This window comes from Streptomyces sp. NPDC032126, from assembly GCF_055580085.1.
Window position 1 is genome coordinate 373,607 of record NZ_JBVIMA010000004.1, and the last position, 22,033, is coordinate 395,639.

Sequence of the window (22,033 nt, forward strand, 5' to 3'; positions counted from 1 at the left end):
CGCCGGTTTCCAGGCGCCGTTGCCCGGTCCTACGCCCACCCGCCGTCCGACCCGGCGGGTGGGGAGGGCTGGGACATCAGGCCCGTCAGCAGGACCCGCGTGAAGCTGCGGACCCATTCCTCGTCCGCCGGCTTGCCGCTCACCAGGGTGCGGTGGACCACCGCACCCGCGACCATGTCGAAGATCAGCTCCCCCGTACGGGCGGACTCCTCGGGGTCGGGTTCCGCGGGGAGCTCGCCCCGGCACTGGGCCCTCGCGCGGCCCTCCAGGACCAGGCGCATCTGCCGGTCCACGATGGAGGCGCGGACGCGTTCGCGCAGGGCCTCGTCCTGGGTCGCCTCCGCCACCACCGCCATCAGGCCGTTCTTGGCCTCGGGGCGGGCCAGGATCGCCGCGAACTGCAGGACCACGCCCTCGATGTCGGCGGCCAGGCTGCCGCGGTCGGGGAGTTCCAGTTCGTCGAAGAGTTCGGCGACCGCGTCGACCACCAGTTCGTGCTTGCCGGCCCAGCGCCGGTACAGCGTCGTCTTCGCGACCCCGGCGCGGGTCGCCACATCCCCCAGGGTGAGCCGGGACCAGCCGAGTTCCACCAGCGCCTCGCGGGTGGCCGCCAGGATCGCGGCGTCAGCGGCGGCGCTGCGCGGGCGTCCGGTGCGGCTGGCGGGGGTGCGGCTCTGCATCCCACGACCATAACCGGCCGTTTCCGCGCGGTCGTGAGGGAGATCACCGGCGCGTGGTGTCGCGGCGACCCCTCCTGCCATTACGCTACGACTCGTAGCGAAAGCTCGTGCTGGACGTGCACGGGCGACGAGGACGGGCGCGGGTGGGGACCCCGGCGCTTTTCCGATCGATCGTTTTTCACGCACGCGCGCGGACGGGGGAGGATAGACGCATGCAGCCACGGAACATGTCCATGAGCGGAGTCGTCGACCTCGCCGCGGTGAAGGCGGCCCAGGAGGCCAAGGCGAAGGCGGAGCAGGCGCGTGCCGACGCCGCACGGCAGGGCGGGAGCGGAGCCGTCTCGCCCGCCGATCTCGTCATCGACGTCGATGAGGCGGGCTTCGAGCGCGATGTCCTGCAGCGCTCCGCCGAGGTGCCCGTCGTCATCGACTTCTGGGCCGAGTGGTGTCAGCCCTGCAAGCAGCTGAGCCCCGTCCTGGAGCGGCTCGCCGTCGAGTACGACGGGCGCTTCCTGCTGGCCAAGATCGACGTCGACGCCAACCAGATGCTGATGCAGCAGTTCGGCATCCAGGGGATCCCGGCCGTCTTCGCCGTCGTCGCCGGGCAGGCGCTGCCCCTCTTCCAGGGCGCCGCGGGCGAGGCGCAGATCCGGCAGACCCTCGACCAGTTGGTCCAGGTCGCCGAGCAGCGCTTCGGGCTGACCGGCCTCACCGTCGACCCCGACGCAGAGCCGGGCGACCGTACGGCTCCCGCGCCGGTGGCGGCCGGGCCGTACGACGCGCTGCTCGAAGCCGCCGTACAGGCGCTGGACGCGGGCGACATGGGCGGCGCGATCCAGGCGTACCGCAATGTGCTCGCCGACGACCCCGGCAACACCGAGGCCAAACTGGGCCTCGCGCAGGCCGAGTTGCTGCAGCGGGTGCAGCACATGGACCCGCAGGCGGTCCGTAAGGAGGCGGCGGAGAAGCCGGCCGACCCGGCCGCGCAGATCGCCGCCGCCGACCTGGATCTGGTGGGCGGGCATGTCGAGGACGCCTTCGGGCGGCTCATCGACGCGGTCGCGCGCACGGCCGGGGACGACCGGGACGCCGTACGGGTGCGGCTGCTGGAGCTGTTCGAGGTCGTGGGAGCGGACGATCCGCGGGTGAGCGCGGCCCGACGGGCCTTGGCGCGCGCCCTGTTCTAGGACGGGACCGAATCGGGGCGGGGGCCCCGTCACCACCTGCCGCTAAACGTCAGGGCATGTGGTGCCGGAGTGAAAGTTCTGCCGACGGGGCCCCGGCGGGATCGCGCTTTACCAAATCTTGGTAATCGCCTTGGCTGTTACTGGCAGTAAGTTAAGGCCCTTGTTCTGCCCGGTTCTGTCCATCGATCAACGATTTTGTCCAGGGGCTTCACGCCACCCTGCGTCGCCGGTCGAGACCTGTGGGTCGTGCTTCGGTTATCCGGCCGTTACTAGCCAGTAACGAACCCCCTTGTGCCCGGGCCGAGAATGCACCACGATCGGCGACGCTCGGTCCATTCCCGTACCCCGACAGCCAATCGGGTCACGGGACTTCCTGGGTCCCCACCGAGCAGGACCCGGCGGCAGTGGCGCCGGTCCTTGGACAGGGGGGTCTTCGCCACGGTGAAGCCTGTCCAGCAAGGTTGTGCGTGATGCGTGTCAGGCGCGACCAGTGGTTGTCGCTCGGGGGTGATCGCCGGTGATTCGGGCGCGGTATCCGTGCCTCCGAGCGCGGGCGCTGACCCTTCCCGAGGACGTAGCACTTCTCCCATCTCTGCCTGGCTGAGCCGCCGTCCAGGAGGCGGGCCGGAGCAGGAGATGTACGTCCGAGAAGGAGGAAATATGGAGTCCCAGGTGCGTGGCGGGACCAGATGGAAGCGGTTCGCTGTGGTCATGGTGCCCAGCGTCGCCGCCGCAGCGTGTGTCGGTGTCGGTCTGGCGCAGGGTGCCCTCGCGGCCTCCTTCAGCGTCTCCGGCCAGGAGTTCAAGGTCCGCGCCGGACACCTCGAGGGTGACGGGTTCGCCCAGTACGGCGGTATCGACAGCGGTTACACGACGACCGACGGCAAGACGAAGACGATCCACCCGGTCGCGATCTCGTCGTTCGAGACGGCCAAGATCACGAACATGTGCCAGTCCGTCAAGACGGAGATCCCCCTCATAGGAAAGACGGTCTACCTCCGTCTTGAGGCGGGCCCGGACGAGAACCACAAGGTCGAGGCCAAGGACCTGTACATCGACGTCGCCCAGCTCGACGCCGATGCCACGTTCACCAACATCGACATCGGTGTGGCGCTCAAGGACAAGAGCCGCGGCCCCGCGGTCAAGGACCCGAGCACCCTGCCGGGCGGCTTCGCCCAGCAGGCCGAGAAGGCCGACCTGACGGACGTCAAGCAGACGGCGTGGGCGACCACGGCCGGCACGTTCAAGCTCAGCGGCCTGTCGATGCGTCTTGGTTTCGACCCCAAGATGGAGTGCTTCTGACGGTTCCCGTCACCGGGGTGACCCGGGGCGGCTGAGCCGTCCCGGGGGGCTCGTGCCGCGGGCGGGGAAGCCGGTGCTTCTCCGCCCCCGCGAGCCGGCCCGGCCGGCGCCGGGCTCACCTTCACAGACTCAGACTTTCCGGCTTCTCCACGCCTACGGCCGAGCCGGTACGTACTTCCACCGGACCCAGGGAGCTGTTTTCCATGAGTGCCGAGACTCCGGTCCAGACCGTCGGGACCCTCACCCGGCTGCGGCTGGGCTTCCGTGCTTGGCGGGGCACCCGGCCGTTCTGGGCGGGCCTGTTCACCCTGCTCGGCGGGGTGCCGATCGCCTACTTCCCCTACGCCACGCTCAAGCTGGGCACCATGTCGATCGCCATGTCGACGACCGCCGGCGCCGGCTCCCTGATCATCGGCGTGCTGCTGATGACGCTGGGTCTGACCATGTGGTTCCAGCAGGCCACCCGGTTCTTCGCCGGTGTCGCGGCGATCATCCTGGCCCTGGTGTCGCTGGTGATCTCCAACATCGGCGGCTTCATCCTGGGCTTCCTGCTGGCGATGATCGGCGGTGCGCTCGCCCTGTCCTGGGCGCCGGGCAACCCGGCCGCCGAGGGCGCGGTGACCGAGCCCGCCGACGAGCCGGGTCCGGCCGGTGCCGCCCCCGGGGCCGCTCCGGGCACCCCCTCCGTCCCGGCCCAGCCGCAGCCGTCGTACGACGCCCCCGTCGAGAGCACGGGCGGCGCGCACACCGACGACCCCAACGGGGGGCACCGTGTCGGCTGACGAGGTCCGTGGTCACAGCCAGGTGCACGAGCCGGCGGAGAGAACGGGACCGCGCCACGCGGCGCCCAAGAAGCCGCTGTTCACCCGGTTCCACATGCCCGCCGGCAAGGCGATAGCGATGGCGGCGATGCCCACCGCCGTCCTCATGGGCATGGGCTTCACCCCGACACTGGCCCTCGCCGACGACGGGCCCTCGGCGACCAACAGCAAGCTGGCCGACGAGTACAAGGACTGTGTGGCCGCCCTCGACGGCGCCTCCGCCTCGCCCTCGGCCTCCCCGTCGCCGTCCGCGTCCGAGAGCGCGAAGGACACCACGGACGGGACGGGCACAAGCAAGGACACGCAGAGCTCCGCGGACGGCAAGACCGGCTCCTCTTCGTCGGATTCAGGTTCCGACGACAAGGCGCCCGAGCCCGCCCCGAGCCCGTCCGCCGCCGCCACCGAGAAGAGCGAGCAGTCCTCCACCGGCGGCGGGTCCACGGCGGCCACGCCGTCGCAGTCCCCCTCCAGCGGCAACCTGCTCGACACCATCGGCGACGCCCTCACGGACATCTTCACCGGCGGCAGCGGCACGGCGGGCTCCCCGGCCACCGCGAGCCCGTCCCCGTCCCCGTCCGCCACCCAGCCGGCGTCCTCGACGGGCTCCACCGGGTCGACCGGCTCCACCGGCGACAAGGGCGGCTCCGGCACCGTCAAGGACACGACGGATCAGGTCACCGACACCGTCAAGAACACGGTGAAGGACACCACCGACACCGCCTCGACGGCGACGAAGAAGGCCACCGACGCGGCACAGAACGCGGCGGACGCGGCCACCGCCTCGCCGAGCCCCTCCGCGAGCGCCACGCCCGACAACTGCGTGGCGGCCACCGAGGACGACGGCGGTGTCGACAACAAGCTCCCCGTCGCCGACGACCCCTGGTACCTCCAGGCCAGTTCGCTGTACCTGAAGGGCGCGGACTACCAGGGCATCGTCGAGGTCAGGACGCACAGCGGCGCCAAGAAGAAGGTGCTGAAGTACGTCATCTCCGGCGGCACCGAGATCGGCGACCTGCACCAGCTCGTCAATGACAAGAAGTCCGGCAAGGTCTACCACGTGCAGGGCGCCAAGGGGTCGAACTCCACGATCACCCACGGCGACACGATCATGTACACGGAGAGCATCTCCGGCAACCTCTTCGGTCTGATCCCGGTGACCTTCACCCCGGACAGCCCGCCGCCGCTGAACATCCCCCTGATCTACTTCACCAACGTGAAGGTCACCCAGGCCGGACAGTTCGGCGGCACGCTCCACATTCCCGGGATGAAGGTCTACACGACCGACAAATAACCCCCAACAGCCCGTCCGGGAGCCGCACAGACACCGAGGGCGCCCCCTGTCGCAGGGGGCGCCCTCGGTGTCGTCGGAGCCGTGGTGGCGGAGCGTCAGGCGCGGGAGCCGGTGCCCACGTGGTGGACGCGGACCATGTTGGTCGTGCCGGGGACGCCGGGGGGCGAGCCGGCGGTGATGATGACGATGTCGCCGTCGCTGAAGCGGTTCAGCTTGGAGACCTCGCCGTCGACCAGGTCGACCATCTCGTCGGTGCTGTTGACGAACGGCACGACGTACGACTCCACGCCCCAGCTGAGCGCCAGCTGGTTGCGGGTGCCCTCGTCGGTGGTGAAGGCGATGATGGGCTGCTCCGCGCGGTAGCGGCACAGACGGCGGGCGGTGTCACCGGACTTGGTGAAGGCGATCAGGCCCTTGCCGCCGAGGAAGTCGGCGATCTCGCAGGCCGCGCGGGCGACCGAACCGCCCTGCGTGCGCGGCTTCTTGCCCGGGACGAGCGGCTGCAGGCCCTTGGAGAGCAGCTCCTGCTCGGCCGCCTGGACGATCTTCGACATCGTCTTGACGGTCTCGATCGGGTACGCGCCGACCGAGGACTCCGCCGACAGCATGACCGCGTCCGCGCCGTCCAGGATCGCGTTGGCCACGTCGGACGCCTCGGCGCGCGTCGGGCGGGAGTTGGTGATCATCGACTCCATCATCTGGGTCGCCACGATCACCGGCTTGGCGTTGCGCCGGCACAGCTCGATGAGGCGCTTCTGGACCATGGGGACCCGCTCCAGCGGGTACTCGACGGCCAGGTCGCCACGGGCGACCATGACACCGTCGAACGCCATCACGACGTCCTCCATGTTCTCCACCGCCTGCGGCTTCTCCACCTTGGCGATGACGGGGACGCGGCGGCCCTCCTCGTCCATGACGCGGTGGACGTCCTCGACGTCCTTGGCGTCCCGGACGAAGGACAGCGCGACCAGGTCGCAGCCCATGCGGAGGGCGAAGCGGAGGTCCTCGATGTCCTTCTCGGACAGCGCGGGCACGTTGACGGCCGCGCCGGGCAGGTTGATGCCCTTGTGGTCGGAGATGACGCCGCCCTCGATGACGATCGTCCGCACCCGCGGGCCCTCGACGTCCAGGACCTTCAGCTCGACGTTGCCGTCGTTGATGAGGACCTGGTCGCCGCGCGAGACGTCACCGGGCAGGCCCTTGTACGTCGTGCCGCAGATCGTCTTGTCGCCGGGGACGGTCTCGGTGGTGATGGTGAACTCGTCACCGCGCACCAGCTCCACCGGACCCTCGGCGAAGGTCTCCAGACGGATCTTCGGGCCCTGGAGGTCGGCGAGGACACCGATGGCCCGGCCGGTCTCCTTGGCGGCGGCCCGGACCCGGTCGTAACGGCCTTGGTGCTCGGCGTGCGTGCCATGGCTGAAGTTGAAGCGGGCCACGTTCATGCCGGCTTCGATCAGGGCGACGAGCTGCTCATGGGAGTCGACCGCGGGGCCGAGAGTACAGACGATTTTCGAACGGCGCATGGAGCGATCCTATCGGTTTGTTTCGCGGCGGAATATTCCGTCTGGTGGAAGATACAAATGAGCTTGGCTTTGCTCAGCCGTGTTACTCAGCCGTTCTTCCCGACCAGTGCGTAGGTCTGCGTCGCGATCTCCAGTTCTTCATCCGTCGGCACCACCGCCACAGCCACCCGGGCGCCGGCCGGCGAGATCAGCCGCGGCGCGTCGCCGCGTACGGCGTTCAGCTCACCGTCCACCGCCAGGCCCAGGGCCTCAAGGCCCGCGACGGCGGCCTCGCGCACCGGGGCGGCGTTCTCGCCGACCCCGGCGGTGAACGCCACGGCGTCCACCGTGCCGAGTACCGCGTAATAGGCGCCGATGTACTTCTTCAAACGGTGAATGTAGATGTCGAAGGCGAGCTTCGCCTGTTCGTCGCCCTCGTCGATCCGGCGCCGGATCTCGCGCATGTCGTTGTCGCCGCACAGGCCGATCAGTCCGCTCTTCTTGTTGAGAAGAGTGTCGATTTCGTCGATGGACATTTCCCCAACACGCGCCAAATGGAAGATGACCGCCGGATCCACATCACCGGAGCGCGTGCCCATCACCAGCCCCTCCAGCGGGGTCAGGCCCATGGAGGTGTCCACACAGCGGCCCTTCTCGACCGCCGAGGCCGACGCGCCGTTGCCCAGGTGGAGCACGATCACGTTCACCTCTTCGGGCGCCTTGCCCAGCAGCCGTGCCGTCGCCCGGGAGACATACGCGTGCGAGGTGCCGTGGAAGCCGTAGCGGCGCACGCGGTGCGCGTCGGCCGTCGCCACGTCGATGGCGTAACGGGCGGCGGACTCCGGCATCGTCGTGTGGAACGCGGTGTCGAACACGGCGATCTGCGGCAGGTCCGGGCGCAGCGTCAGCGCGGTGCGGATGCCGATGAGGTTGGCCGGGTTGTGCAGCGGGGCGACCGGGATCAGCCGCTCGATCTCGGCGAGCACCGCGTCGTCGATGACGGTCGGCTCGGTGAAGCGCCGGCCGCCGTGCACCACCCGGTGGCCGACGGCGGCCAGCTCGGGCGAGTCCAGCCCCAGGCCGTCCCGGGCCAGCTCCTCGGCCACGGCCTTCAGCGCGGCCTCGTGGTCGGGGATCGCGCCGGTCCACTCCCGTGCCTCACCCGTGGCGAGCGGCGTGTGCTTGATCCGGGAGGTCTCCTCGCCGATGCGCTCGACGAGACCCACCGCCAGGCGGCTGCTGTCGCGCATGTCGAGCAGCTGGTACTTCACCGACGAGGAGCCGGAGTTGAGGACGAGGACACGGGACGCGGTCACTGCTGGGGAACCTTCTCGCTGGAGGACTGGGCCTGGATCGCCGTGATGGCGACGGTGTTGACGATGTCCTGGACCAGGGCGCCCCGGGACAGGTCGTTGACCGGCTTGCGCAGACCCTGGAGCACCGGGCCGACGGCGATCGCGCCGGCCGACCGCTGCACGGCCTTGTAGGTGTTGTTGCCGGTGTTGAGGTCCGGGAAGATCAGCACGCTGGCCTGGCCGGCGACGTCGGACTCCGGCAGCTTGGTCGCGGCCACCGTCGGCTCCACGGCGGCGTCGTACTGGATCGGCCCCTCGATCTTCAGATCGGGGCGCCGCTGCCGTACCAGCTCGGTCGCCTCGCGCACCTTGTCGACGTCGGCGCCCGAGCCCGACGTCCCCGTCGAGTACGACAGCATCGCGATCCGCGGCTCCACCCCGAACCGTTCCGCCGTGGCCGCCGACTGGATGGCGATGTCGGCGAGCTGACGCGCGTCCGGGTCCGGGTTGACCGCGCAGTCGCCGTAGACGAGGACCTTGTCGGCGAGGCACATGAAGAACACGGACGACACGATGCCGGCGTCCGGCCGGGTCTTGATGATCTCGAAGGCGGGCCGGATCGTCGCGGCCGTGGAGTGCACGGACCCGGAGACCATGCCGTCCGCGAGCCCCTCCTGGACCATCAGGGTGCCGAAGTAGTTGACGTCCGAGACGACGTCGTAGGCCAGCTCCACGGTGACGCCCTTGTGGGCGCGCAGTGCCGCGTACTTCTCCGCGAAGGCGTCGCGCAGCTCGCTCGTCGCCGGGTCGATCAGATGGGAGCCGCCCAGGTCGATGCCGAGGTCGGCGGCCTTCTTGCGGATCTGGTCGACCGGACCGAGCAGCGTCAGCTCGCACACCCCGCGGCGCAGCAGCACCTCGGCCGCGTGCAGCACCCGCTCCTCCGTGCCCTCCGGCAGCACGACCCGGCGCAGGTCCGAGCGGGCCTGCTCCAGCAGCTTGTGCTCGAACATCATCGGGGTGACGCGGTCGCTGCTCGGCGCGGAGACCCGGCGCAGCAGGTCCGCGGTGTCGACATGGCGTTCGAACAGACCGAGCGCGGTCTCCGCCTTGCGCGGTGTGGCCGCGTTCAGCTTGCCCTCCAGGGAGAACAGCTGCTCGGCGGTCGGGAAGCTGGTGCCGGGCACCGACAGCACCGGGGTGCCGGGGGCGAGCCGGGCGGCCAGGGTGAGGATGTCCTCGCCGGGCACCTCGTTCAGGGTGAGCAGCACGCCGGCTATCGGCGGGGTGCCGGCGCTGTGCGCGGCCAGCGCGCCGACGACCAGGTCCGCGCGGTCGCCGGGGGTGACGACCATGCAGCCCGGGGTCAGGGCGCCCAGGAAGTTCGGCAGCATCGCGCCGCCGAAGACGAAGTCCAGCGCGTCCCGGGCCAGCCCGGAGTCGTCGCCGAGCAGCACCTTCGCGCCCAGGGCGTGGCTGATCTGGGAGACCGTCGGGGCGGACAGGGCGGGCTCGTCGGGCAGCACGTAGCAGGGCACGGGCAGCCGGTTCGCGAGCCGCTCCGCGATGTCGTCCCGGTCGGCGCGGTCCACCCGGTTCACCACCATCGCCAGCACGTCGCAGCCCAGCCCGTCGTACGCCCGGAAGGCGTTGCGGGTCTCGGCGCGCACCGACTCCGCGGTCTGCTTGCGGCCGCCGACCACGGGGATGACGGACGCGCCGAACTCGTTGGCCAGACGCGCGTTCAGGGCCAGCTCGTCCGGGAGCTGGGTGTCGGCGAAGTCGGTGCCGAGGACGAGGACGACGTCGTAGTCGCGGGCGACCAGGTGGAAGCGGTCGACGAGCGTGGCCACCAGTTCGTCCGTGCCGCGCTCGGCGAGCAGCGCGGACGCCTCGTGGTAGTCCATGCCGTAGACGGTCGCGGGGTCCTGCGCCAGGCGGTAACGGGCCCGCAGGAGGTCGAACAGGCGATCGGGGTTGTGGTGGACGAGGGGGCGGAAGACGCCCACCCGGTCGACCCGCCGGGTCAGGAGCTCCATGACCCCCAGCTCGACGACCTGGCGGCCGTCGCCGCGATCGATCCCGGTCACGTACACGCTGCGCGTCACGCGTGCTCTCCGTTCCGTCTCGTCTCCGTGTACAAAAATCGCCCACCGAGGTGAGCAGGACCCTCTTGACAATACCCTTGGGGCTGGATATGGCGCCCGCCGGCATCTTTCCTTTTCCCACGGGACCAAGGTCCCGGAAGACAGGGACATCGGGCCGGGGGGTCGGGGGCCGGTCGCGGCCGGAGGGGCATGAAACAATCGGCTCAGGCTCACCATCGACAGCGAGCAGGAGACACAGCACGATGCGTATCGGAGTTCTCACCGCAGGCGGCGACTGCCCCGGCTTGAACGCAGTGATCCGGTCGGTCGTGCACCGGGCCGTCACGCAGTACGACGACGAGGTCATCGGCTTCGAGGACGGCTACGCCGGCCTGCTGGACGGCCGCTACCGCGGGCTCGACCTGAACGCCGTCAGCGGCATCCTGGCCCGCGGCGGAACGATCCTCGGCTCCTCCCGTCTGGAGCGCGACCGCCTGCGCGAGGCCTGCGAGAACGCGGCCGACATCGTCACCGACTTCGGCATCGACGCGCTGATCCCGATCGGCGGCGAGGGCACGCTGACCGCGGCCCGCATGCTGAGCGACGCGGGCCTGCCGGTGGTGGGCGTGCCGAAGACGATCGACAACGACATCTCCTCGACGGACCGCACCTTCGGCTTCGACACGGCCGTCGGCGTCGCCACGGAGGCGATGGACCGCCTGAAGACCACGGCGGAGTCCCACCAGCGCGTGATGGTCGTCGAGGTCATGGGCCGGCACGCCGGCTGGATCGCCCTGGAGTCCGGCATGGCCGCCGGCGCCCACGGCATCTGCCTGCCCGAGCGCCCCTTCGACCCCGCCCACCTCGTCAAGATGGTCGAGGAGCGCTTCTCGCGCGGCAAGAAGTTCGCCGTCATCTGCGTAGCCGAGGGCGCCCATCCCGCCGACGGCACCATGGACTACGGCAAGGGCGCGATCGACCAGTTCGGCCACGAGCGCTTCCAGGGCATCGGCACGGCCCTCGCGCACGAGCTGGAGAAGCGCCTCGGCAAGGAGGCCCGCCCGGTCATCCTCGGCCACGTCCAGCGCGGCGGTGTGCCCACGGCGTACGACCGCGTCCTCGCGACCCGGTTCGGCTGGCACGCCGTGGAGGCCGCGCACCGCGGTGAGTTCGGCCGGATGACCGCGCTGCGCGGCACCGACATCGTGATGGTGCCGCTCGCGGAGGCGGTGACCGAGCTGAAGACGGTCCCGAAGGACCGGATGGACGAGGCGGAGTCGGTCTTCTAGCTTCTGGGGCTGTTTCTACGGTGTGTCCTGCACCAGCGCCCAGAAGTGGTCCACGATCCGGTCGAGGAAGTCGCGGCCGGCGTCCCGTGAGTCGTCGGCCGCGCCGCCGCTGCCGCCCCAGCTGAGCGTGGCGGCCATCCGCCCCTGATAGTCCTGATGCAGCGCCTGGAGAACGTTCTCCAGGCGCTGTCTGTCGACGGGTACGACCTTGCCGACCGGCCGCACATAGCCCTGCCAGCGGGTGCTGACCGCGCTGCGCAGCAGCTCGGCGAGGCGGGCCTCGCGGCCGGTGACGGTGACCTGGTCGGGCAGGGACAGGGCGAGCACCTCGGCGAGGGCGGCGTTCTGCCGCTCGGTGCCGCGCCACTGGGCGCTCTCCTCCATCCGCAGATAGGCGGAGAGTTCGTGCCCCACGGCACGGGCGACGTCCTCCGGGGCGAGGCCGCGGGCGACGCGGTGTTCGCGCAGGGTGCGGGGGCGGCCGATGAGTTCACCGGGGGCGCACCACAACATGCCGGCGAGGGCGGTGAGTTCGGGGCTGCTCGGGGTGAGCGTGCCGCGTTCCCAGGCGATGATCAGATCCGGGGTGACATAGGGGAGCCCGTAGGAGACGCGCAGCCCGTGGGCGACGTGCTCGGGTCCCATGCCGAGAGCGGCTCTGAGGCGACGGGCGTGGGGGGCGTTGAAGGGCGGTCCGGGCTGGTTCGTATGAGCAGGGGGTCGACGCACGCGCCACAAGCTAGGGGTGGGGGACCGGGGTGGCTACGGGGTGTTCGGACACAATCACGGATTGTAGGAAGGTACGGGGGCGGCGGGAGGTGGGGCTGGAGCTTCGGGGCGGCGGGGTGAGCGTGGCTCGGGGGACTGTCCGTGGGCGGCCGTCTCCTCACGGCCTGCCGGCCGTATCGAGGAGGCGATCGCCCGCCGACGCCGTCCGATATCTGCTCCCGGCCGCCGATGCCTGCACCTGGGCCGACGCCCCCACCGAGGCCGCCGACGCCTGCACCCGGGCCGACGCCCCCGCCGAGGCCCCCCAGGCCCGGGCCGTCGCCGCGTTCCTCAGCGGCCCTGGCTTCCCGTGACCCAGCGGTACACCAGCTCCGGCCGGCCCACCTGCCCGTACACCGGCTTGCGCTCCGCTCTGCCCGCCTCCACCAGGTGCTCCAGATAGCGCCGGGCCGTGATCCGGGAGATCCCCACCGTCTCGGCCACCCCGGCCGCCGTCAGCCCCTCCGCCGCCTCCCGCACGGCGCCCGTCACCCGCTCCAGCGTCGGCCCGCTCAACCCCTTCGGCAGCGCCGCCGGACCCGGCGCCCGCAGGGCGGCCAGCGCCCGGTCCACCTCGTCCTGGCCGCTCGCCTCTCCGGCCGCGCCCCGGAACTCCGCGTACCGCACCAGCCGGTCCCGCAGCGTCGCGAACGTGAACGGCTTCAGGACGTACTGCACGACCCCCAGCGAGACCCCTTCCCGCACCACCGTCAGATCCCGCGCCGACGTCACCGCGATGACGTCCGCGTGATAGCCCGCCGCCCGCAGCGACCGTGCCAGCTGCAACCCGTGACCGTCCGGCAGATGCAGATCGAGCAGGAGCAGGTCCACCGGCGTGCGGTCGAGCAGCCGCCGCGCCTCCGCCCCCGTGTGCGCCTTCCCGACCGCGACGAACCCGGGCACCCGGCCCACGTACATCACATGCGCGTCCGCGGCCACCGGATCGTCCTCGACGACCAGCACCCGGATCGGCTGCTCACGCTCACTCATCTCGCGCCGCCTCCCGAAACCGGCAGGGAGGCCGCCCGCAGTGGCAACCGCACCACGAACTCCGCCCCGCCCCCCTCGGCCTCCGCCACCGACAGGGTCCCCTCATGCCGGTGCACAGCCTGCCGGACGAGGGCGAGTCCGAGACCCCGGCCCCCCGGCCCTGCCGGCTTCGTCGTGAAGCCCCGCTGGAACACCAGGTCCGCGTGGTCCGGTTCCACCCCGGAGCCCGTGTCGGCGACCCGCAGCTCCAGCTGACCGCCCTCCGCGCAGGCCGTCACCGTCACCCGCGCCCCCACCGTCCCCTGCGCCGCGTCGACCGCGTTGTCGATGAGGTTGCCGAGGATCGTCACCAGGTCCCGCGCCGACAGCGACGCCGGCAGCACCCCGTCGTCCAGCCGGCTCTCCGGTGACACCACCAGCTCCACGCCCCGCTCGTTCGCCTGGGCCGTCTTGCCCAGCAGCAGGGCCGCGAGGACCGGCTCGCTCACCGCCGCCACCACCTGGTCGGTCAGCGCCTGTGCCAGCTCCAGCTCGGCCGTCGCGAACTCGACCGCCTCCTCCGCGCGGCCCAGCTCGATCAGCGACACCACCGTGTGCAGCCGGTTCGCCGCCTCGTGCGCCTGTGAGCGCAGTGCCTGGGTGAAGCCCCGCTCCGAGTCCAACTCGCCCATCAGGGACTGGAGTTCGGTCACATCGCGCAGGGTGACCACGGTGCCGCGCCGCTCGCCGCCGGTCACCGGCGAGGTGTTCACCACCAGCACCCGGTCCGCCGTCAGATGGACCTCGTCCACCCTCGGCTCCGACGCGAGCAGCGCGCCGGTCAGCGGCGCGGGCAGACCCAGTTCCGCGACCGAGGTGCCCACCACCTCGCCCGACACCCCGAGCAGTTCCCGCCCGCCGTCGTTGATCAGCGCCACCCGGAACTGTCCGTCCAGCATCAGCAGCCCCTCGCGCACCGCGTGCAGCGCGGCCTGGTGGTAGTCGTGCATCCGGCTGAGCTCTCCCGCGTTCATGCCGTGCGTATGACGCCGCAGCCGGGCGTTGATCACATACGTGCCCACCGCGCCCAGCGCCAGGGCGCCCGCCGCCCAGCCGAGCAGCGCCGTGACCTGGTCCTGCACCCGCGCGCTGATCGCCTCCACCCGGATGCCCGCGCTGACCAGGCCGACGATCCGCTTGTCGTCGTCCTCGATCGGAGTGACCGCGCGGACCGACGAGCCGAGGGTGCCGGTGTAGGTCTCGGTGAAGGTCTCGCCCTTCAGGGCGGGCGCGGTGTTGCCGAGGAAGTGCCGGCCGATCTGGCTCGGGTCGGGGTGGGTCCAGCGGATGCCCTCCGGGTTCATGATCGTCACGAAGTCGACGTCCGTGTCCCGCATGATCCGCAGGGCGTACGGCTGGAGCTCCCGGGTCGGGGCCGGGGCGCGGATCGCCGCCCGCACCGACGGCGAGTCCGCCACCGAACGGGCCACCGCGGTCGCCTGCCGGCCCGCCGCCTCCTCGGCCTGCGTCTGGTCGCTGACGTACGTGAACAGCGCGTATCCCGCGACGACGACCGCTATCAGCACGGCCTGCATCGCGAACAGCTGGCCCGCCAGGCTGCGGGGACGGGGGACGGGGAGACGCATGCCGTCAGTGTGCCCCCGGCGCCCATCGTGAACTAAATGAACGGAAGGGTGACCGCCCTCACAGGCCAGGAGATAGTCCCTGCATTCCCCCATCCCGGTCCGCGGCCGAGCCGCCCCCGGGAATTCACCCCGGACGTGAGCCGCACGCCGGTGATGCCGACGAAGACGTCAAGGAGGGCAGCCGTGGCCGCCAGCAGCACCCCCGATACGGCACCTGCCGCACCCGTGGTCAAGCGGGACCGCACCCACTACCTGTACATCGCGGTGATCGTCGCGGTGGCCATCGGCATCGCGGTCGGCCTGGCCGCGCCCGACTTCGCCGTGGAGCTGAAGCCGATCGGCACCGGGTTCGTCAACCTGATCAAGATGATGATCTCGCCGATCATCTTCTGCACGATCGTGCTGGGCATCGGGTCCGTACGGAAGGCCGCGAAGGTCGGCGCCGTCGGCGGCATCGCCCTCGGCTACTTCCTCGCCATGTCCTTCGTCGCCCTGGGCATCGGCCTGGTCGTCGGCAACATCCTGGAGCCGGGCTCCGGCCTCGCGATCACCGACGCGGTCAAGGAGACCGGCCAGGCGCAGGTCTCCCCGGAGGCCAAGGACACCACCGAGTTCCTGCTGGGGATCATCCCGAAGACCATCGTCTCCGCCTTCACCGAGGGCGAGGTCCTGCAGACCCTGCTGGTCGCCCTGCTGTGCGGCTTCGCGCTCCAGGCCATGGGCAGCGCCGGTCAGCCGATCCTGCGGGGTGTCGAGCACATCCAGCGGCTCGTCTTCCGCGTCCTCGGCATGATCATGTGGGCCGCTCCGATCGGTGCCTTCGGCGCGATGGCGGCGGTCGTCGGTTCGGCCGGCCTCGACGCCCTGAAGAGCCTCGCGGTGCTGATGGTCGGCTTCTACATCACCTGCTTCCTCTTCGTCTTCGTCGTGCTGGGCACGATCCTGCGGCTCGTCACCGGGCTGAACATCTTCCTGCTGTTCAAGTACCTCGGCCGTGAGTTCCTGCTGATCCTGTCGACCTCCTCCTCCGAGTCCGCGCTGCCGCGCCTCATCGCGAAGATGGAGCACCTCGGCGTCAGCAAGCCCGTCGTCGGCATCACCGTCCCGACCGGCTACTCCTTCAACCTCGACGGCACCATGATCTACATGACCATGGCGTCCCTGTTCATCGCCGATGCCATGGGTACGCCGATGTCGGTCGGTGAGCAGATCCCGCTGCTGCTGTTCCTGCTGGTCGCCTCCAAGGGCGCGGCCGGTGTCACCGGTGCGGGTCTGGCCACGCTGGCGGGCGGTCTGCAGTCGCACAAGCCCGCGCTGGTGGACGGCGTCGGCCTCATCGTCGGCATCGACCGCTTCATGAGCGAGGCGCGTGCGCTGACCAACTTCGCGGGGAACGCGGTCGCGACGGTCCTCGTCGGGACGTGGACGAAGGAGATCGACAAGGAGCGGGTGCGGGCCGTGCTCGCCGGTGAGATCCCCTTCGACGAGACGACCCTGCTCGACGAGGGGCAGGGCGAGGCCGCCGACGCCGCTCCCGTCGTCGAGGGCGAGAAGGAACTGGCCAAGGCCTAGGCCCAGTTCCCCACCGAGCCGGTGCCCGGCCCCGCCTGAACCGGGGCCGGGCACCTGTGACGAGCCGGGCGGCTGAGAACTCCCCGTTCACTCAGCCGCCCGGCTTCTCGTGTGCCTCCAGGGACCGCAGTTCCTCCTCCGTCAGGGTGAGGTCCGCCGCTGCCGCCGAGTTCCTGATCGTCTCCGGGCGGCTCGCCCCCGGGATGGGGACGATCGCGGGGGAGCGGGCGAGCAGCCAGGCGAGGCAGATCTGCTGGGGGCTCGCCCCGCGCTCCCTCGCCACACGGTGGAAGGCCGCGAAGCGGTCCTCGCCCTCCGTTCTCGACGGGCCGTCCAGGGAGCTGCGGGAGATGCCGCCCAGGGGGCTCCACGGCAGGAACGCCAGGCCGAGGTCGAGGGACAGGCGCAGCTCGGGCTCGCTGTCGCGGACCGCGGGCGAGTACTGGTTCTGCACCGACGCCAGACGGTCGCCGAGGATCGCGTGGGCCGTGCGGATCTGCTCGGCGTCGGCGTTGGAGACGCCCGCCAGGCGGATCTTGCCCTCGTCGAGCAGGTCCCGCAGCGCGCCCACCGACTCCTCGAAGGGGACCGCGGGGTCCGGCTTGTGCAGCTGGTAGAGGCCGATGGCCTCGACGCCCAGCCGCTTCAGGGACGCCTCGGCCGCGGACCTGAGGTGGCGGGGGTCGCCGTCGACCGTCCAGCTGCCGTCGGCCGGGCGGCCGCGGCCTCCCTTCGTCGCGACCAGCACCCCGGAGGTGTCGCCGCCGTAGGAGGCCAGCGCCCGGGCGACCAGGAGTTCGTTGTGGCCGGGCTCGGCGCCGGGCAGGTGGTAGGAGTCCGCGGTGTCCAGCAGGGTCACGCCGGCGTCCAGGGCCGCGTGGACCGTCGCCAGCGCGCGGGCCTCGTCGGGGCGGCCCTCCAGGGACAGCGGCATCGCGCCGAGTCCGATCGCGCTCACCCGAAGGCCGCCAAGGGTGCGGTACCGCACGTCAGTTGTCCTTTCCGAGGGTCTCGGCCACGGCTCGCGGCAGCCACGCGCGGGCATGCCCGAAGGAGTAGCCGAGCCGGGTGGCACGGGAGTTGTCCATGCCGTAGAAGCGGGCGAAGGAGAAGGGGGAGACCTCGCCGACCTCGACCTCCCGGAACACCGTGCGGCCGCCGGGGAGGTGCGCCGCCACCGTCGCGCACAGCTCCTCGGTGGTCAGCAGCCCGTGGGAGGCCGCGTTGACGGGTCCCGTGAAGTCCTCGCCCACCGCCCAGAACAGGAAGTCGGCGATCTCGTCGACGTGGATGTAGGTGGCCGGCCGGTTCACCGGCGGCACGCCGATCGGTTCGCCGGCGCGGATGCGGTCGGCGTAGTGGGTGAGGCGGCCGGTGAAGTCGTCCGCGCCGCCCAGGACATGGGCGACGCGGACCGCGGTGCAGGGGAAGTCCGCCGTCGCGAACACCGCCTCCGCCTGCCGCTTGCCCTCGCCGTAGTGGGTTTCGAGGAACTCCGGGTCGTCCCAGGGGAGGTCGAGGTCCACGGTGACGGTGCCGGGATCCACGTCGTCCTCGCGGACCGGGGCGAGGGAGTCCTCGTACTCGTAGACCTCGACCGTGGACGTCATGACGTAGCGGCGGGTGCGGCCGCTGAGGACGCGGCGGGCCGTGACCGCCTGGCGGGGTGTGTAGCAGACCTGGTCGACGACCACGTCGAATTGCCGTGAACCCAGAGCGGCCGTCAGGGAATTCTCGTCGTCGCGGTCGGCCACGAGATGGAGGGCGCCCTTCGGCGGCGGGGACGATCCCCGATTGAGGACCGTGACGCGGTCGCCCGCGGCCAGCAGCCGTTCGATCAGCCGCTTGCCGAAATAGCGGTTGCCGCCGATGACCAATACCTCGCGTACACCCCGTTGCTTTTCCATGGCCATAATTCTTCCGGTCCGTTACCGACTCCTGAAGGGGGAGACATGGGAGATCCGGCGCTCGTACCGAAAGAACCACGGCCGTCGCGGCCCGCCGCCAACGAAACGTCGGTGGCCTTCGACGCGTTGGACCGGCAGATCCTTCAGCTGCTCCAGACCGACGGCCGGATCAAGCTCAGCGAGCTCGGGCGCCGGGTGCGGCTCAGCCCGGCCGCGGTCACCGAGCGGGTGCGGCGGCTGGAGGGCGCGGGCGTGATCAGCGGCTACGGCGCCCATGTCGTGCCGGGCCGGCTCGGGTACGGCATCCAGGCGTTCATCCGGGTCGACCCGCACGGCGGGTACACCCTGAAGTCGCCACGGACCCTGGAGCTGATCGCCCGTCCGGAGATCACCGAGGCGCACCATGTGGTCGGCGAGGACTGCTGGATCCTGAAGACCGCCGTCCGGGACACGGTCCATCTGGAGGAGGTCCTCGAAGCGGTGTCCGCCCTGGGCCGCACGACGACGTCGATCGTGCTGACGTCTCCGGTGGAGCGCAAACCGCTGTTGCCTTGACGTCGGCGTCAAGGGTTACGTTCGACGGTATGCGAATCGGCGAGCTGGCCGCACGGGCCGGGACCACGACGAGGGCGCTGCGCTACTACGAGTCGCGGGGGCTGCTGCCCGCGCGGCGCGACGACAGCGGATACCGGACGTACGACGAGAGCGATCTGAAGCTGCTGCGGCAGATCAGGACGCTCCAGGACTTCGGGTTCGACCTGGAGGAGACGCGGCCCTTCGTGGAGTGCCTGCGCTCCGGGCATCCCGAGGGCGACACCTGCCCGGCCTCGCTCGCGGTCTACCGGCGCAAGCTGGCGGAGCTGGACGAACTGATCGACGAGCTGCGGGCGGTACGGGCGCAGATAGGCGTACGGCTGTCCGTGGCCGCCGGCGAGGAACCGTTGTGCGAACTGGGAGGGCGGGAACTGTGATCAAGGCGGCGGGTGTGACCGAGGTGACGGACGCGGACTTCGCGGCGGAGGTGATCGGGGCGGAACTGCCGGTGCTGGTGGAGTTCACCGCCGACTGGTGTCCGCCGTGCCGGCAGATGGGGCCGGTGCTCAGCGCCCTGGCCGCCGAGGAGGGGGACCGGCTCAAGGTCGTCCAGCTGGACGTGGACACCAACCCGGAGACCACCAACGCGTACAAGGTGCTGTCGATGCCGACCTTCATGGTCTTCCGCGGTGGAGAGCCGGTGAAGGCGATGGTGGGCGCCCGGCCCAAGCGGCGGCTGCTGGAGGAACTCTCCGACGTCCTCTGACCCCACGACGGCCTGACGCGACCTGACGAGGGCCTGACGCAATACGAGAAAACCCCCGGCGGATTGCGCCCGGGGGTTTTCTTTGCGTATATTCAATGATTCGCGACTTCAAGGGGATTGAGTCGCAGAGAAGTTCACTGAGCACAGTGTATCGGCCCGGGAGTGGAATTGTCAAACAGCGCTGAAATTCGCGGTGAGCAGGAATTCATCGACGACCTGTACGCGCGCGTGGACGCCCTGCGCGGTGACACCGAGGCCGCCGTCTCGGACGCCCTCGCCCAGGGCGACAAGCCCATGCAGGCGCGCCTGGAGCGGGACATCCTGGTCGCCGAACGCTCGGGGCTGCTGGCCGCCCTGAACGCGGTGGACGGCTCCCTCTGCTTCGGCCGCATCGACCTCGCCTCCGGCGAACGGCACCACATCGGCCGCATCGGGCTGCGCCGCGACGACACCGAGCACACCCCCGTCCTCATCGACTGGCGGGCCGACGTCGCCCGACCCTTCTACCTGGCCACCGGCCACACCCCGATGGGCCTCACCCGCCGCCGGCACATCACCACCGAGGGCCGCACGGTCACCGCCCTGCACGACGAGATCCTCGACCTCGGCGACGCCACCCGCACCGGCCACGAGGACCCGACCGGCGACGCCGTGCTGCTCGCCGCGCTCAACTCCGCGCGCACCGGCCGGATGAACGACATCGTGCAGACCATCCAGGCCGAGCAGGACGAGATCATCCGGGCGCCGCACCGGGGCGTCCTCGTGGTCGAGGGCGGCCCCGGCACCGGCAAGACGGCCGTCGCCCTGCACCGGGCCGCGTATCTCCTCTACGAACACCGGGAACTGCTCGCCAAGCGGGCCGTCCTCATCGTCGGCCCCAACCCCGCCTTCCTCGGCTACATCGGCGAGGTGCTGCCCTCCCTCGGCGAGACGGGTGTGCTGCTCGCGACGGTCGGGGAGCTGTTCCCCGGCGTGCGGGCGACGGCGGCCGACAGCCGGGAGGCGGCCGCCGTCAAGGGCCGCGCCGACATGGCGGACGTGCTCGCCGAGGTCGTACGCGACTGGCAGTCGCTGCCCGAGCCGGTGCTCGCCATCGAGCACGACCGCGAGATCCTGATGCTCGACGACGACCTGGTGAGGGTGGCCCGCGAGCGCACCCGCGCGGCCAGGCTGCCGCACAACGCGGCCCGTGAGCACTTCGAGGGGTACATCCTCAACACGCTCACCGAGCTGTACGCCGAGCGCGTCGGCACCGACCCCTACGACGGGACCAGCCTCCTCGACGCGAGCGACATCACCCAGATCCGCGACGAACTCGCCGAGAACCCCGAAGTGTGGGCCGCCATCGACCAGTTGTGGCCGCGCCTGACGCCGCAGCGCCTCGTCGCGGACTTCCTCGCCGACCCCGTCGGCTACCTCTCCGACGAGGACGCGGCCGCCATCCGACGTCCCGTGACCCGCGCGTGGACGGTGGCCGACGTACCGCTGCTCGACGAGGCCGCCGAACTGCTCGGCGTGGACGAGCGGATGGCCCGGGCGCGCGCCGAGCGGACCCGGGAGACGCAGGTGGCGTACGCGCAGGGCGTCCTCGACGTGTCGTACGCCTCCCGCACCTACGAGTTCGACGACAAGGACGACGAGGACAGCGAGGTCCTGTCCGCGCACGACATCATCGACGCCGAGCGGTTCGCCGAGCGGCAGGAGGAGGCGGACCACCGCAGCGCCGCCGAACGCGCCGCCGCCGACCGGACCTGGGCGTTCGGGCACATCATCGTCGACGAGGCGCAGGAACTGTCGCCGATGGCCTGGCGACTGCTCATGCGGCGCTGCCCGACCCGCTCGATGACCCTGGTCGGCGACCCCGCCCAGACGGCGGAGGCGGCGGGCGTCGGCTCCTGGTCGAAGATCCTCCGCCCGTACGTCGAGGACCGCTGGGAGCACACCCGCCTGGGCGTCAACTACCGGACCCCCGCCGAGATCATGGAGCTCGCGGCGGCCGTCGTCCGCGCCGAGGACCCCGCCTTCGAGCCGCCGTCCTCGGTACGGTCCACGGGCGTACGCCCCTGGGCCCGCGCCACCGACGACCTGCCCGGCGCCGTCGCCGAGGCCGTGGCGGAACTGACCCCCGCCGAGGGCCGGCTGGCGGTCATCGCGCCCCGCCATCTGCACCGCCGGCTGGCCGCGCTGCTGGACGGGGTGACGGCGGGCGCCGAGCCCGACCTGACGCGCGGCGTCGTCCTCCTCGACCCCCGCCAGTCGAAGGGCCTGGAGTTCGACTCGGTGCTCGTGGTCGAGCCGGGGCTCTACGGCACGAGCGACCTCTACGTCGCCCTCACCCGCGCCACCCAGCGGCTGGCCATCGTCCACTCCAAGGAACTGCCCAAGCCGCTCGCCGCGGCCCTGGCATAGTCCCG

Annotated in this window: 19 protein-coding genes; 10 read left to right on the forward strand and 9 right to left on the reverse strand. The window is 71.0% G+C overall.

The window, feature by feature from the left end:
* Nucleotides 1–29 precede the first annotated feature (29 nt).
* Nucleotides 30–680, reverse strand: coding sequence for a TetR/AcrR family transcriptional regulator (locus tag ACZ5NW_RS18130; protein WP_468744822.1), 651 nt, complete (start codon nt 678–680; stop codon nt 30–32).
* Nucleotides 681–892: 212 nt separating this feature from the next.
* Here ACZ5NW_RS18130 and ACZ5NW_RS18135 point away from each other — a divergent pair, with 212 nt between their 5' ends.
* The 4 genes from ACZ5NW_RS18135 to ACZ5NW_RS18150 all read left to right on the forward strand — a co-directional run bounded on the left by ACZ5NW_RS18135 (nt 893) and on the right by ACZ5NW_RS18150 (nt 5,281).
* On the forward strand, nt 893–1,867 hold the full coding sequence (locus ACZ5NW_RS18135) for a tetratricopeptide repeat protein (protein ID WP_468744823.1): 975 nt from the start codon (nt 893–895) through the stop codon (nt 1,865–1,867).
* Between the two features lie 660 nt (nt 1,868–2,527).
* A complete protein-coding gene (locus ACZ5NW_RS18140; RefSeq protein ID WP_468744824.1) occupies nt 2,528–3,169 on the forward strand; it encodes a DUF6230 family protein in 642 nt (213 codons plus the stop codon).
* Nucleotides 3,170–3,372: 203 nt separating this feature from the next.
* Nucleotides 3,373–3,951, forward strand: coding sequence for a DUF6114 domain-containing protein (locus ACZ5NW_RS18145; protein ID WP_468744825.1), 579 nt, complete (start codon nt 3,373–3,375; stop codon nt 3,949–3,951).
* On the forward strand, nt 3,941–5,281 hold the full coding sequence (locus ACZ5NW_RS18150; protein WP_468744826.1) for a hypothetical protein: 1,341 nt from the start codon (nt 3,941–3,943) through the stop codon (nt 5,279–5,281). Before ACZ5NW_RS18145 ends, ACZ5NW_RS18150 begins: the two co-directional genes overlap by 11 nt.
* 95 nt (nt 5,282–5,376) lie before the next feature.
* Here ACZ5NW_RS18150 and pyk read toward each other — a convergent pair whose 3' ends face one another.
* The 3 genes from pyk to pta all read right to left on the reverse strand — a co-directional run bounded on the left by pyk (nt 5,377) and on the right by pta (nt 10,189).
* Entirely contained in the window at nt 5,377–6,807 is a 1,431-nt protein-coding gene (pyk, locus tag ACZ5NW_RS18155; RefSeq protein ID WP_468744827.1) for a pyruvate kinase, read from the reverse strand.
* A gap of 86 nt (nt 6,808–6,893) precedes the next feature.
* A complete protein-coding gene (locus tag ACZ5NW_RS18160) occupies nt 6,894–8,102 on the reverse strand; it encodes an acetate kinase (RefSeq protein ID WP_468744828.1) in 1,209 nt (402 codons plus the stop codon).
* On the reverse strand, nt 8,099–10,189 hold the full coding sequence (gene pta / locus ACZ5NW_RS18165; RefSeq protein WP_468744829.1) for a phosphate acetyltransferase: 2,091 nt from the start codon (nt 10,187–10,189) through the stop codon (nt 8,099–8,101). The genes ACZ5NW_RS18160 and pta overlap by 4 nt, the downstream gene beginning before the upstream one ends.
* Nucleotides 10,190–10,431: 242 nt before the next feature.
* Between pta and ACZ5NW_RS18170 the strand changes: the two genes are divergently transcribed.
* A complete protein-coding gene (locus tag ACZ5NW_RS18170) occupies nt 10,432–11,457 on the forward strand; it encodes an ATP-dependent 6-phosphofructokinase (protein ID WP_468744830.1) in 1,026 nt (341 codons plus the stop codon).
* A gap of 15 nt (nt 11,458–11,472) precedes the next feature.
* Here the strand turns inward: ACZ5NW_RS18170 and ACZ5NW_RS18175 are convergent, their stop codons facing one another.
* The 3 genes from ACZ5NW_RS18175 to ACZ5NW_RS18185 all read right to left on the reverse strand — a co-directional run bounded on the left by ACZ5NW_RS18175 (nt 11,473) and on the right by ACZ5NW_RS18185 (nt 14,840).
* The gene (locus ACZ5NW_RS18175) at nt 11,473–12,195 is read right to left on the reverse strand and encodes a helix-turn-helix domain-containing protein (RefSeq protein ID WP_468744831.1); all 723 of its coding nucleotides are present in this window, start codon (nt 12,193–12,195) and stop codon (nt 11,473–11,475) included.
* Nucleotides 12,196–12,516: 321 nt separating this feature from the next.
* Nucleotides 12,517–13,215, reverse strand: a complete 699-nt coding sequence (locus ACZ5NW_RS18180) for a response regulator (RefSeq protein ID WP_468744832.1) — start codon at nt 13,213–13,215, stop codon at nt 12,517–12,519.
* Entirely contained in the window at nt 13,212–14,840 is a 1,629-nt protein-coding gene (locus ACZ5NW_RS18185; protein ID WP_468744833.1) for a sensor histidine kinase, read from the reverse strand. The genes ACZ5NW_RS18180 and ACZ5NW_RS18185 overlap by 4 nt, the downstream gene beginning before the upstream one ends.
* Before the next feature lie 153 nt (nt 14,841–14,993).
* On the opposite strand from ACZ5NW_RS18185, the gene ACZ5NW_RS18190 reads away from it, so the two are divergent.
* On the forward strand, nt 14,994–16,412 hold the full coding sequence (locus ACZ5NW_RS18190) for a cation:dicarboxylate symporter family transporter (protein ID WP_468745101.1): 1,419 nt from the start codon (nt 14,994–14,996) through the stop codon (nt 16,410–16,412).
* A 91-nt stretch (nt 16,413–16,503) separates the two neighbouring features.
* Here the strand turns inward: ACZ5NW_RS18190 and ACZ5NW_RS18195 are convergent, their stop codons facing one another.
* Both ACZ5NW_RS18195 and ACZ5NW_RS18200 read right to left on the reverse strand, forming a co-directional pair.
* Entirely contained in the window at nt 16,504–17,400 is an 897-nt protein-coding gene (locus ACZ5NW_RS18195) for an aldo/keto reductase (protein ID WP_468744834.1), read from the reverse strand.
* A 1-nt stretch (nt 17,401) separates the two neighbouring features.
* Nucleotides 17,402–18,325, reverse strand: a complete 924-nt coding sequence (locus tag ACZ5NW_RS18200; RefSeq protein WP_468744835.1) for an NAD-dependent epimerase/dehydratase family protein — start codon at nt 18,323–18,325, stop codon at nt 17,402–17,404.
* A 39-nt stretch (nt 18,326–18,364) separates the two neighbouring features.
* Here ACZ5NW_RS18200 and ACZ5NW_RS18205 point away from each other — a divergent pair, with 39 nt between their 5' ends.
* The 4 genes from ACZ5NW_RS18205 to ACZ5NW_RS18220 all read left to right on the forward strand — a co-directional run bounded on the left by ACZ5NW_RS18205 (nt 18,365) and on the right by ACZ5NW_RS18220 (nt 22,028).
* A complete protein-coding gene (locus tag ACZ5NW_RS18205) occupies nt 18,365–18,874 on the forward strand; it encodes an Lrp/AsnC family transcriptional regulator (protein ID WP_468744836.1) in 510 nt (169 codons plus the stop codon).
* A 29-nt stretch (nt 18,875–18,903) separates the two neighbouring features.
* The gene (locus ACZ5NW_RS18210) at nt 18,904–19,290 is read left to right on the forward strand and encodes a MerR family transcriptional regulator (RefSeq protein ID WP_468744837.1); all 387 of its coding nucleotides are present in this window, start codon (nt 18,904–18,906) and stop codon (nt 19,288–19,290) included.
* Between the two features lie 14 nt (nt 19,291–19,304).
* Nucleotides 19,305–19,619 carry a thioredoxin family protein gene (locus ACZ5NW_RS18215; RefSeq protein WP_468744838.1) on the forward strand — a complete coding sequence of 105 codons (315 nt, stop codon included), beginning with the start codon at nt 19,305–19,307 and terminating at the stop codon, nt 19,617–19,619.
* 186 nt (nt 19,620–19,805) lie between these two features.
* Nucleotides 19,806–22,028, forward strand: coding sequence for a HelD family protein (locus ACZ5NW_RS18220; protein WP_468745102.1), 2,223 nt, complete (start codon nt 19,806–19,808; stop codon nt 22,026–22,028).
* Nucleotides 22,029–22,033 lie beyond the last annotated feature (5 nt).